Raw genomic sequence first — 12,446 nt, forward strand, 5'->3', positions numbered from 1 at the left:
GAGATGTGATTTGGCGGTTAAAATAATAACAAGCAATAGCTAACAACATCAATTTTTAGGAGGATTTGACAATGTCAGAAAAGAGAGCAAGATTTCAAGCCGTTTTAGACGGTCAAGCAGTTGATCGCATACCAACCGGTTTTTGGTACCATTTTTTCAAAGATGAGCTGGTTGAGGCGACCGGTCAAGCTGATTTAATCGCTGATAATGTCAGCGGGCATCAAAAGTTCATCTCAGCCTTTGCGCCAGATTTTATCAAACTCATGAGCGATGGCTATTTTCGCTATCCGAATGCCTCAAACTGGCGCACGGCAAGCGATACAGAGTTGCTAGCAGTCACCACGATCGGTCAGGACCATGTCTGGCTAACAGAGCAAGTCGCCCTCGTCAAAGCCCAGCACGCGCAATTTAGTGAAGCTATTTTCTCTTTTTATAATCTCTTTGCACCCGCGACCTACCTCAAAATTGCCTTGGGCGGAGATGATCAGTTGGTTCATTTTGTCAATGGTCACAGTGAACAAGCGGTCGGACATATTTTTGACATCGTCAGCCATGACATCGCAACTTTAGCAGCAGCGATTATCAAACAGGGGGGTGCTGACGGGATTTATTATAGTACACAAAACATCCAAAGCACAAGCGAGGAAATAATCTTCAATCACTTGATCAAACCGAGTGATGTTACCGTCTTAAAAGCAGCCAAAGCAGCGGGTGGGACTAACATTTTACATATTTGTGGCTATGAGGGCGCCAGCAATCGCCTGACGGATTTCTCAGACTATCCTGCAGACATTGTCAATTGGGCGACTGCTGTTGAAGGCGTTAGCTTAGCGCAAGGCCGAGCGATTTTCCCAACACAAGTTCTGCTTGGTGGTTTTGGTAACACGACAAAAGATGTCCTTTATCGCGGCACAACAGCTGATATTGCAGCAGCAACCCAAGCAATTATCACTGATTTCGGTGATGATACCCGTTTCTTAATCGGTGCGGATTGCACCGTGCCACGCGATATTGACCTAAAACATCTGGAAGCTGCGAGAAAAGCCGCAGTCAGACAACCGATTACCGTTTAATGAGACGGTAAGTTTTATCAAAAGGAGTAAGACCATGAGCCAATTCTATCAAAATAAAAAAGTCCTAATCGGCGCAGCAGTCGTCATCGTCGCCGGTGCGATTGTCGCCGTGAGAACGGTGCAAAGCAAAAAATTACCCACCATAGGTGCCAAGGCAAAAGTTGAGAAAGTTCTTCAAGTCGCCCACACGCAAAGTTACAAGCCTTACGATTTTGTCAATGACAAAGGCGAATCAGATGGCTTTGAAGTCCAAGTTTTAAAAGCAGTAGACAAAAAATTGCCGGATTATCAATTCAACTATAACCCGACAAGTGATGAAGATTTGCTGATTGGCTTGGAGTCTGGCAAGTATGACATCGGCACCAAAGGTGCTTGGAAAACGCCAGAACGTGAGCAGAAATTCATCATTCCAGAGGAAAAAATCGCAGCATCCGTCATCGGTCTGACCTTCCGGACAGCAGACAAAGCCAAATATAGCAATCTGGAAGACTTTGCCAAAGCAAACGGTAAACTGATTCCAATCAGCCCGCAAAACGCCCAATATAAGGTTATTGAAGATTTCAACGCTGCCAATCCTAAGACGCCGATTAAGTTAGATGCAGCCGATCAATTTACGATTAGTGATGCCTACGCTTGGCTGTTAGAAGGCCGTTACGATGGGTTCTTCGACATTAAACTGAGCTTTGATAATTCAGTCCTTGCAGCTGACGGGCCTTATCATGACTATGCCAACAAGTTGTCTTATGTGCCTTATAAAGGGATTCCGACGTATCCGATTATCCATAAAAATGCGACAAATGAGGCTTTTGCCAAAGCTTATGACAAAGCGATAAAAGAACTCGAGGCTGATGGGACGTTGACGAAACTGTCCAATAAGTATTTCGGTGAGGATGTCTTTTCCTACATAAAGGACTAGCTTGCCCGTGAGGTAAACCCTATGATTCCATTTCATTTAGAACGTGTCTGGTCAGTTTTACCAGATATTCTCGCAAAAATGCCTAAAACGCTAGAAATCGTTGTTTTGACTGCGATTTTAGGGTCACTTTTAGGGCTTATTTTGGCAAAATGGCACTTGCAAACAGGTAGTGTCAAGAGCAAAATAGCGCAGTCCTATATTTCGGCCATGCGCTGTACCCCACCGATTGTCCTCATTTTTTTGGTCTTCTATGCCTTTCCGAAATTGATTGAGCACATCTTTTTGGTGGACATCAATGGCTGGCCCAAGTCTGTGTTTGTGATGAGTGCGCTCGTCCTCTTGTTTTCTGCCAATATCGCCGTGACTTTTGAAGCAGCCTACTTGGCGATTCCTAAAGGACAGACGGAGGCAGGTTTGGTGAGTGGTTTATCTGAGACCAGAACGTTTTTTAGAATCATACTACCTCAGGCTCTAGTCGTGGCGCTGCCCAATATTGCCAATAATTTATTGACCTTGCTTAAAGAAGGCTCATTGGCTTATATGATTGGCTATGTTGACATTATGGGGCAGGCGCAGAACATCATTTCCAGAAATTTGGGCAATTTTGGCTTAGAGACTTATGTAGCAGTGACCTTGGTTTATTGGGCAGTCGCCCTAATCATAGAAGGCGGCAGTCTTCAGCTTGAAAAAGGATTGAGTCGACATAAAGGAAAAAGAATGGAGGGACAAGCATAATGGCAATAGAGTATTTAATCGCAACCTTTATCGAAAGTTTAAAAGGCGTCCCAACGACACTGTTTATCACCTTCTTTGCCTTGATTGTGGCGCTACCCTTGGGCTTATTTTTAGCCATCGCACGGCTCAAAAAAATCCCAGTCCTCAGCCAACTCGCGCGACTGTATACCTTGGTGATTCGAGGGACGCCGCTGATTCTTCTGATTTTACTCTTTTACAGCTTTGTCCCAAGTTTTCTCAATGCTTTTTTCAAATCGCATGATATTGCCATTGATATTTTTAAGGTCAATCCACTCTTTTACGCCTGCACCGTCTTTTTACTGGTTGCCATTGCAGCAGTCGCTGAAATTTTTCGGTCAGCCTTGCTCGCTGTTGATGGTGGACAGTTCGAAGCGGGAAAGGTGGCAAATCTGTCAAGTTTTCATATTTATGCGCGGATTATTTTACCGCAGGCCTTGGTTTCGAGTCTGCCTAACTTGTGTAATCTCGCGATTACGCTTGTCAAAGGGACATCGCTTGTGTTTGTCATGACCGTGAAAGACATCACCGCCATTGCCAAAATTCAGGCCAGCTATGGCTATAACTATGCAGAAAGCTATCTGGTGATTTTCGCCATCTACATTTTGGTGTGTACTGGGATTCAGGTCATTTTCAAAAAGCTAGCCGTCGCTGTCGCCCTCGACAGACGCATGCCCCCAAAAAAGTTGGCAAGTTCGAGCGTTGAAGCAGTCGCGCTTAAGAAAGGAGTTTTATATGCTGAACATTCGTAGCTTGCGCAAGCAATTTGGCAGTCATGAGGTTTTGCGAGGGATTGATTTGACGGTCAACCAAGGGGATGTCGTCGTGATTTTGGGACCTTCGGGATCGGGCAAGACGACCCTTTTGCGCAGTATTAATTTTTTAGAGCCAGCGGATACCGGCACAATTGAGCTAGACAGTGAGCTAATTGAGATTGCTACCGCCTCAAAGTCAGAGATTCGGTCGATTCGCAAGCAAACTGGCTTTGTCTTTCAAAATTATAACCTCTTTGCCAATAAAACGGCTGAGCAAAATATCACGGAAGGTCTGATTTATGGGCTTGGTCTTTCTAAAACGGAAGCTAAAACGATTGCCCAGAACGTTTTGGAAAAGGTGGGCTTGCGTGAGTTTGCCTACCATTATCCCAGCCAGCTTTCGGGAGGTCAGCAACAACGTGTCGGGATTGCACGCGCTATCGCAGCCGAGCCTAAAGTCCTCTTGTTTGATGAACCAACGAGTGCGTTAGACCCAGAGCTTGTCGGTGATATTTTAGCGATTATGAAGTCGCTGGCAAAAGCTGGTAAGACCATGGTGGTTGTCACACACGAAATGGGTTTTGCCAAAGAAGTGGCAAGCGAAGTCGTCTTTATGGACGGTGGCGTGATTGTCGAGCAAGGACGACCTGAGGACATTTTCGAGTTTCCAAAGGAAGAACGCACGCAACAATTTTTGGCTAGAATATTAGGAGGAGTGTCATGAGTCAAGCGTTTCAAGGTAAAAATGTTCTCGTTACAGGTGGTTCGCGTGGGATTGGTTTTGCCATTGCTAGACATTTTGCAAGCAAAGGCGCAAGAGTTGTCATAACAGCAACGCGTGAGGCAACATTGGCTCAGGCATTGTCACAGTTTCAGGCTGATGGTATCCAGACAGTCAAAGGCTTGATTTTAGATTTGGCTGACCTGCTAGATGCCACAGCAGTTTTTAATCAAGTCAGGGTCTTATTAGATGATGAGCCAGTCGATATATTGGTCAATAACGCTGGCATCTCAGTGGCAGCTAGTCTGTCAGAGATTGACTTGACTGATATTCACCGTGTCTTTCAGGTTAATTTGGTTGCGCCTATTTTGTTAGCACAGGCTTTCGCTGCTCAATTTACAGCAAAACAGGATGAATTTGGCAGTATCATCAATATCAGCTCCATTGCCTCAAAGTTTGATGAAGACCGGAACCTCATCTATGGTGTCAGTAAGGCAGGCCTTAATAAAGCCACGAAAAATCTAGCTAAAAGTCTAGGCAAACAAGGCATCCGTGTCAATGCGATTTTACCCGGTAGCATCGATACCGATATGACACGAGAAAAGTATCGTGATCCGGCTGTTTATCAAGCCTTGGTTGACCGCTTGCCTTTGTCAAAACGTGGCACAGGTGATGACATCGCTCATCAGGCAGTCTTTTTGGCTAGTTCTGAGGCAAAATACATCACAGGTCAATTGATTTCAGTCGATGGTGGCTGGCTCTTACAATAGGATTTACGGACAATAAAAAACAGATTAGCTCACTCCTGAGCGAATCTGTTTTTTGAGTTATTTTTTACCTGAACTACTAGAGGCTTCACTTGATTTATCGGTTTCAAGCTCAGGATGTAGTTCTTGATAGGTCTCCGTTTTCCAGAGGTCTTTGGTCGATTTATTACCATGTTGAGAATAGATAGAGGTCGATTTATCTCCCAGTTTTTTCTCAATGGCTTTGGCTTTCTTCAAGCCTTTGACATAGGAATAGTCATTGGGATCAATCGTTTTTAAGCCATCATTTGGCCAGAAACGAATCAAATCTCCTGTTGTGATGGCATCTGAAATTTTGAGTTGCGCTTCAGACGCCTTATTGTTACTATCAATTTCATTTTTGGTAGCCGGATCCGGATTAGTGATTTCTTCACCAGTATCTGTTCTATAGATTCGACCAGAATAGCTGGTCAATGTCGGAGACACCCAGTTATCGGTTGATCTCATCGCAAGCAAGTTACGGTGATCAGGGCTGAGTAAATCTTGTCCCAGTTCAGGATACTTGCTGTTGTCAATGCCTAAAAGATGGAGCAGTGTTGGTAAGTTATCAATTTCACCACCATAAGTGTGATCGACATGCCCTTTATCCATACCTGGCACGACAATCATGTAAGGCACACGTTGGAGCATGGCATTGTCATAATTAGACCAGGTTTCTTTTTCTTTGCCTAACAATTCAGCCAAGTCGGGGTTACGAGAGTTTGAAATGCCATAGTGATCACCATAAAGGACAATGACCGAGTTTTTATAGACACCAGATGATTTGAGATAATCAAAGAATTCTTTGACAGAAGTGTCGAGATAGTTGGCTGTTGCAAAGTAGCCATTAATCGTATCATCTTTGGTATCAGCTAATGGGAAACCAGATTCACCACCGTCAAATTGGACGTAAGGGTAGTGATTGGACACGGTGATAAATTTCGTATAGAAAGGCTGTTGTAAATGTTCTAGGTAATTGATGGAATCACCAAACATATATTTGTCATGCAGGCCATACTGGAAAGAATTCGATTTATCAACGTCAAAGTAGGTTTGATCGAAGAAGTAATCATAGCCTAAGTGTTTATAAGTTTCATTTCGATTCCAGAATGAACCGACATTGCCATGGAAGACGGCAGAAGTATAGCCGCCAACCTGTCCTAAAATATCCGGTGCTGCTTGGAAGGTATTTTTACCACCATTGCTGACGAAAAAGGAGCCCTGACTTGAACCAAAATAGGAATTTTCCATGAGGGTTTCAGCGTCTGAAGTCTTGCCTGCCTTGACTTGGTGGAAGAAATTATCAAAAGCAAAAGTTTCTTTCGAGCTGAAAAGTGAATTAAGAAATGGTGTGACTTCGTAGTCTTTCTCGACCTTAGTATCGGGGTCTGTGACTTTCAATTTATAGTTGATTAAAAACTGCTGGAAACTTTCCAGATGAATGTAGATGACATTTCGACCTTTAGCAATGCCGAAAGTTTCAGGGTCAGGTTTAGCATAATTAGCCGTGATGTATGTTTTGACTTCATCAACATCCGTCGGTTTGGCTTCCTTACGAACTTGATTCGTTTTGTAAGTATTAATCCCATCGTAAACTGTAAATGGTACAAGTCCAAGATAACGCACGACATAAGTATTCGAAAACCCACGACTTAAAAGCTCAGGACGATCGATTTCAGCCATAAAAAGATTGACTGTAAAAGCTAAAATCGAAAGTGAGGTAATCGCAAAGCTGGCGCGCTTGTTAAAGGCTCTTTGGTCAAAACGAATGATTTTCCGCCACATCAGGATGCCGATTAGGACAAAGTCAATGATGAAAATGAGATCCCCAAGATTAAAGAGATTAAGGGCAGATTCACCTAGTCCAGCAGAGACTTTACCGGTTGCCATCATCGTATTGATGGTAATAAAATCAGTAAATTCGCCAAAGTAAGTCGAGTTGGCAAATAATAAAACTGTCAAGGCAATGTAGATACCCATGGACAGGATATAGTAAAGCTTGGTATTTTTGACGTAAAGCGCCAAGCCAATCAATAAAAGCGCACTCGAAATCGGATTGATAATCGCTAACAAGATTTGAAAGGAATTATCAAAGTCCAAATCAAATTTGAAGAAGTAGGCATAGAGTGTTTTGAGCCAAAATAAAATGACTAAAAAGACTGTAAATCCAAGCCGTGTCGAAACAATGTTTGAAAATTTCTTTAACAAGTTAATAGTTTCCTTTTAATAGTCAGCCGCAGAAGTCAAAACTTGAGTAGCTGACAAAATTTTCCCTAAAATATCTCCTTTCATTTTACGCTTTTTTAGTCTTTTTCGCAAATATTGAAGCGTGTCCGTTGAAAAATAAGCCGTCGATTGCCAGAAATGTGGCAACCTATCCCTCAGACCATAGCAATAAAAGCGTTTTTTGTGTATAATTTAGAGTAATGACTAAACTAACGATAAACAAATATGCTGCTAAAAAAATTGCCCAAGGGATTGCTGTGCTAGATGCGCGTGATTTTCCGGGAAATACTTACACTGAAGGTTTTGCTGACCTCTATTTTGACCACCAATTGGTCAGTCAGGCTTATTTTTCACGTCAAAATAAAGGGATTGGTTGGACGGTGACATCAACTGATTTTAGACAGTTGTTGACTGATGCCAAAAACAAACGCCAGTCCTATGCGCAAGATACGGCAACGACGGCTTATCGTGTCTTTAATCAAGATGGTGATGGCTTTGGCGGTATGACCCTTGACATTTATGGTGATTATGCCCTTTTTAGCTGGTATAATGCTTTTATTTACACGCTGAAGGATGAGATTCTGGCTGCTTTTAAAGCCGTTTTTCCAGAAATTTTGGGTGCCTATGAAAAGGTTCGGTTTGACAGTAAATTGCCGATTTCGAGTCATATCTATGGTCAAACCGCGCCAGATAAATTTATCATTTTAGAAAATGGCGTCAAGTATCAAGTTTTCCTAAATGACGGCTTGATGACAGGCATTTTCCTAGATCAGCATGAAGTTCGCGGTGCTTTACTCGAAGACTTGGCAGCCGGGAAAGACATCTTAAACTTATTTTCTTATACAGCAGCTTTTTCAGTTGCTGCAGCCATGGGCGGCGCCAAATCAACCACTTCAGTTGATTTAGCTAAACGCTCACGAGCGTTATCTGAGGCGCATTTCAAAGCCAATGGTCTAGCGCTTGATACCCATAAATGCCACGTCATGGATGTTTTCGAGTATGCCAAGTATGCGGCTAGAAAAAAACTCGGTTTCGACCTGATTGTCATCGACCCGCCAAGTTTTGCCCGCAATAAAAAAATGACTTTCTCGGTCGCCAAAGATTATCACCAGCTCATTGCTGATGCGCTCCCGATTTTAAACCGTCACGGAAAAATCATCGCTTCGACCAATCATGCCAGACTTAGCCGTGCAGACTTTCTGGATGAATTGACAAAAGGCTTCGGCACTCAGAAATTTGATGTTATCGCAGAATTTCATTTACCAGCAGACTTTGCGACCAATCCCGCTGACCCGCAGTCTGATTATCTCAAAGTCTTTGTTTTGGAGGTCAAATAACAGATGAAAATCGTTGTGCCAATCATGCCTAAAAGTCTGGCAGAAATCGTTGAATTTGATGTCGCACAATACGCTGCTGCTGATTTAATCGAATGGCGGGTAGACTTCATGCCTGTGGCTGATTTAAACCAAGCAGCGCAAGAGATCAAGGCTCAGTTTCCAAATCATGAGATTCTCTTCACCTATCGGACAGAGGATAAGGCTGAGACCCTTATTTCAGCAGACGATTATGCAGCCTTAGTCCAGCAATTTTCGACTGAATTTGCTTATATAGATGTTGAAATTTTGAAGTTTCCATCCATTATTTTACCTGAAAATGCTGTCGTGTCCTACCATGATTTCACGCAAATCCCGCAAAATCTCCCAGAGATTTTATCAAAAATGGTAGAGTCAAGGGCAACAACTGTCAAATTTGCTGCCATGCCCCAAAAGCAATCGGATGTCCTAAGGCTGATGACTGAAACCTTACGTTTTTCAGAAGCACATCCAGATGTGACGCTAGTGAGCATGGCCATGGGAGAACTTGGGAAAATCACACGCGTAGCGAGCGATAGTTTTGGGAGTAGCTGGACTTTTGCTTCGGTGGCAGGCGCTAGTGCGCCGGGTCAGCTGACTCTTGAAGAAATGGTCAAGTTCCGCGAGTTACTTTGAATAGATAGAAAAAAGGTTTGATACGCTGTATCAGACCTTTTAGTATTTCTTCAAATAAATTTTATCGACTTTATGGCGTTTATCCTTGTGCAAAATAACTTCGGCGCGATTCCGTGTGGGCTCGATAAATTCACGTAGATTGACCAAGTTGACTTTTTTCCAAGTATCGCGCGCCATTTTCAGCACTTCGTCAGCGGAAAGCCTTGTAAATTGGTGGTAGTAGTTGGTGCTGTCTTTTTTGGCAAGCTCTAACAGCGTCTTAAAGCGTTCCAGATACCAGCGCTCAATGTTGCTTTCCGTTGCATCCACATAGATCGAAAAATCGAAAAAATCATTGATATACAAGCGTTTGTTGAGGGTACTTTGAAAGACGTTAATCCCCTCAACAATCAAGATATCCGGCGATTTAACCAGGGTTTTTTCGGGTAAAATGTCGTAGATTTCATGCGAGTAAACTGGAATTTCAACGTCCTTGCCGGACTTAATCTCTGACAGAAAACTGATGAGGCTTTCCATATCATAGGATTCAGGAAACCCTTTTCGGTCGAGAATGTTCTGCTCAGTTAAGGTTTGATTGGGATATAAAAAACCATCCGTGGTCACAAGTGCCACAGTTGACGTCTTAAACGACCGCGACAAAAGCAGCTGCAACAAGCGAGCAGTTGTCGATTTGCCGACGGCAACCGAGCCAGAAATACCGATGATAAAGGGTTGATTTTCAGCGATTTTCTGAAGAAATAGCCCTTTAGAAAAGCTGAGATCGCTCATCGTTTTCTTGTAGATGCGAATGAGCTGAACCAGCGGTAGATAGACGTCATTCACGTCCTGAACGCTGATTTCGTCATTGATAGATTTGATATTCTCAAGCTCAGCTTCGGTCAATGTCGGTAGTGTTTTTTTATAGAGATTTTGCCAAATATGGCGTGTGATTTTTTCATAATTAATCAGTTCAGTTTCCATAAAAATCATTTTACCACAATAAGATTTGATTTGCCAGAATACGCTTACAAATGTTTTGATTTAGGGAGTTTGGTGGGAAAAGTTGATATATTCTTGAGACATAGATTTGTAAGTGTTATAATGAGCATATAAAATGAATTTGGTTTCTTTAGTAACAATAAAATGATAAAAATATCGCCATGCTGTCATTTTTGAGAAGTAGAAAGCGGGTAGTGTCGTGGCATTATTATTTATGATATATCTTTTATTCATTTTATTGGGGCTAATGTATGCGTTTAAGATAACATTAGTTGCAATAATTGGTATTCTAATCTATTTGATAGTGTATGCGATATTCTCCTTGATAAAATCTCAGATGCCAGAGGAGAGAAAGCAGCGAGAAGAGTTAAAAAGGTCAGAAAGAGAAATGACCACAGCAATGCAGGAAACTCACGAGTTTATCAGAAAATGGAATGAGGAGATTGCAGAGGAAAAGAGAAAATCATTGGTGGCGACAGTATTTGAGGGTATTCTTTATTTAGATAGCGAAATAGAGGATGCCGATAGAAGGATAAGACAGTTAATCAGAAATGATAGGTTAGAGTTTGATGCTACAACTGATGAAACAAAATATGATATTGTCTTAAAAGATGGGACTTTACTCGGTACATTACCTAAGAGTGTTGTACCGTCACTTATCGACTGGTTAAATGAGCCAACGTTTGAAGTCAGAAAATCAATTCTGGCAGAAAGAGATTACCCGTCTAAATTTCAAATATATCTCCGTGTGAGAGATACAACGAAATATTAAAAAGCGTTGAGAAGTCAAGGAGAAATGATAGGACTAGAAAACAAGCTGCTTTAATTTTGGTATTTGCTTTTATAGCTGAAATACTTTTTTAGGGTGGTCTATAATCAATTTAAAAAGTCCTATTTTTAGGATTTTTTCATTCTCATGATGGACACACGACATCCAAAAAACATAAAATCTCCGTCCTATGTTAAAATAGAGGATAGAAATGCAGATGAAAAGAGGACAAAAAATGAAAGTAGCAGTGTTTGGCGATTCCATTTCAGCGAAAATTGAGATGAAAAACTGGACAGAGAACTTCTTGAAACGGATGGGATTTCCAGGAGAAGTTGCCCTGTTTGCAGTGCCTGGTGAGGATACTTCTGACGCTCTGAAACGTTTGGATCGAGTCGTCGCAGCTCAAGCAGATTATAACTACATTTTCTTTGGCGCCAACGATGCGGCTGATCACCATGCTGTTTCTGTAGCAGATTTTTCCGCTAACCTAGCCACATTTGTCACAGCCTTGGGTGCTGACAAAACCTCGATTTTAACACCGTCTTACGTGAATGAAGTGGCCATTGCCGCAACGCATGAAATGCCCGGTCGCAGCAACGCCAATGTCGCGCAGTATGTTGCAGCAGCTAAAGCGGTCGCCGAGCAAACAGGCGCTAAAATCGTCGACCTCAACCATGCCATGATCGTCTATCCGGGTTCTGATGAATTCGTCGGTGCAGATGGCGTTCACTTGTCACAAGATGGTTACGAACTCGTCACATCACTCATCGCGGTTGACGTCAAATCACGGGAGCTTGCCAAATCTCATGCCTGAAAAATTTCAAAAAATGTATTATGCTGAAAATCCTGATGCTGCACACGATTTTCACGAGCTAGATACCGTCTTGCTCGGGGAAAAAATGATTTTCACGACAGATGCCGGCGTTTTCAGCAAAAAAGCCATTGATTTTGGTAGCCAAGTCCTCTTGAATGCCGTTCATTTTCCAGAAAATTCGAGCCTTTTAGATGTTGGCTGCGGCTACGGGCCAATGGGGTTGACTTTGGCAAAAGTACAGGGCGTGACCGCCACCTTAATCGATGTGAACTTGCGAGCCCTAGCATTGGCAGAGAAAAATGCCCTGAAAAATGGTGTGACAGCAGACATTTTCCAGTCTAATCTCTATGCCAATGTCGAGAATAGGTTTGACCATATCGTCTCAAATCCGCCAATTCGTGCAGGGAAAGAGGTGGTGCATGGTGTCATTTCAGGCGCTTATGACCATTTGAACGATCAAGGCACGCTGACCATCGTCATCCAGAAAAAACAAGGCGCCCCAAGCGCTAAAAATAAAATGACAGAAGTTTTCGGTAATTGCGACATCATCACCAAGGAAAAAGGTTATTTTATTTTGCAGTCTGTAAAAATCCCAAGTATTTAATGATTAGTTTTGCCACTTGTTTCAAGATAAATATTTCCAATTCTAATAAAAAATGTTACAATAA

The 12,446-nt window shown here is 42.4% G+C and carries 13 protein-coding genes; 11 read left to right on the forward strand and 2 right to left on the reverse strand.

Annotated features, from left to right (window positions below; genetic code table 11):
* The first annotated feature begins 71 nt into the window (after positions 1–71).
* From RsY01_RS05100 to RsY01_RS05125, 6 genes are read left to right on the forward strand one after another with little or no spacing between them, the layout of a single operon-like run.
* A complete protein-coding gene (locus RsY01_RS05100) occupies positions 72–1,073 on the forward strand; it encodes a uroporphyrinogen decarboxylase family protein (RefSeq protein WP_094784471.1) in 1,002 nt (333 codons plus the stop codon).
* Positions 1,074–1,107: 34 nt separating this feature from the next.
* Positions 1,108–1,989, forward strand: a complete 882-nt coding sequence (locus RsY01_RS05105) for a transporter substrate-binding domain-containing protein (protein WP_094784472.1) — start codon at positions 1,108–1,110, stop codon at positions 1,987–1,989.
* 21 nt (positions 1,990–2,010) lie between these two features.
* Positions 2,011–2,724: an amino acid ABC transporter permease gene (locus tag RsY01_RS05110; RefSeq protein ID WP_094784473.1), complete on the forward strand. Its 714-nt coding sequence runs from the start codon at positions 2,011–2,013 to the stop codon at positions 2,722–2,724.
* A complete protein-coding gene (locus RsY01_RS05115) occupies positions 2,724–3,494 on the forward strand; it encodes an amino acid ABC transporter permease (protein ID WP_094784474.1) in 771 nt (256 codons plus the stop codon). Before RsY01_RS05110 ends, RsY01_RS05115 begins: the two co-directional genes overlap by 1 nt.
* Complete coding sequence (locus RsY01_RS05120) at positions 3,478–4,221, forward strand: amino acid ABC transporter ATP-binding protein (RefSeq protein ID WP_094784475.1); 744 nt, start codon at positions 3,478–3,480, stop codon at positions 4,219–4,221. Before RsY01_RS05115 ends, RsY01_RS05120 begins: the two co-directional genes overlap by 17 nt.
* Positions 4,218–4,988, forward strand: coding sequence for an SDR family NAD(P)-dependent oxidoreductase (locus RsY01_RS05125; RefSeq protein ID WP_094784476.1), 771 nt, complete (start codon positions 4,218–4,220; stop codon positions 4,986–4,988). Before RsY01_RS05120 ends, RsY01_RS05125 begins: the two co-directional genes overlap by 4 nt.
* A 57-nt stretch (positions 4,989–5,045) precedes the next feature.
* Here the strand turns inward: RsY01_RS05125 and RsY01_RS05130 are convergent, their stop codons facing one another.
* Positions 5,046–7,211, reverse strand: a complete 2,166-nt coding sequence (locus RsY01_RS05130; RefSeq protein ID WP_094784477.1) for an LTA synthase family protein — start codon at positions 7,209–7,211, stop codon at positions 5,046–5,048.
* 218 nt (positions 7,212–7,429) lie between these two features.
* On the opposite strand from RsY01_RS05130, the gene RsY01_RS05135 reads away from it, so the two are divergent.
* Entirely contained in the window at positions 7,430–8,566 is a 1,137-nt protein-coding gene (locus RsY01_RS05135) for a class I SAM-dependent rRNA methyltransferase (RefSeq protein ID WP_094784478.1), read from the forward strand.
* 3 nt (positions 8,567–8,569) lie between these two features.
* Positions 8,570–9,217 carry a type I 3-dehydroquinate dehydratase gene (locus RsY01_RS05140; protein WP_094784479.1) on the forward strand — a complete coding sequence of 216 codons (648 nt, stop codon included), beginning with the start codon at positions 8,570–8,572 and terminating at the stop codon, positions 9,215–9,217.
* Between the two features lie 39 nt (positions 9,218–9,256).
* On the opposite strand, the gene coaA is transcribed toward RsY01_RS05140, so the two are convergent.
* Entirely contained in the window at positions 9,257–10,177 is a 921-nt protein-coding gene (gene coaA, locus RsY01_RS05145) for a type I pantothenate kinase (RefSeq protein WP_094784480.1), read from the reverse strand.
* Positions 10,178–10,394: 217 nt separating this feature from the next.
* On the opposite strand from coaA, the gene RsY01_RS05150 reads away from it, so the two are divergent.
* The 3 genes from RsY01_RS05150 (at position 10,395) to RsY01_RS05160 (ending at position 12,382) form a co-directional block, all read left to right on the forward strand.
* On the forward strand, positions 10,395–10,967 hold the full coding sequence (locus RsY01_RS05150) for a hypothetical protein (RefSeq protein WP_133063189.1): 573 nt from the start codon (positions 10,395–10,397) through the stop codon (positions 10,965–10,967).
* 232 nt (positions 10,968–11,199) lie between these two features.
* Positions 11,200–11,778 (forward strand): GDSL-type esterase/lipase family protein, encoded by a 579-nt coding sequence (locus tag RsY01_RS05155; RefSeq protein WP_167373226.1) that lies wholly within the window; start codon positions 11,200–11,202, stop codon positions 11,776–11,778.
* Positions 11,771–12,382: a class I SAM-dependent methyltransferase gene (locus tag RsY01_RS05160; protein WP_094784483.1), complete on the forward strand. Its 612-nt coding sequence runs from the start codon at positions 11,771–11,773 to the stop codon at positions 12,380–12,382. The genes RsY01_RS05155 and RsY01_RS05160 overlap by 8 nt, the downstream gene beginning before the upstream one ends.
* The last annotated feature ends 64 nt before the right edge of the window (positions 12,383–12,446 follow it).

Source organism: Pseudolactococcus reticulitermitis (assembly GCF_002260845.1).
GTDB classification, from domain to species: Bacteria; Bacillota; Bacilli; order Lactobacillales; family Streptococcaceae; genus Pseudolactococcus; species Pseudolactococcus reticulitermitis.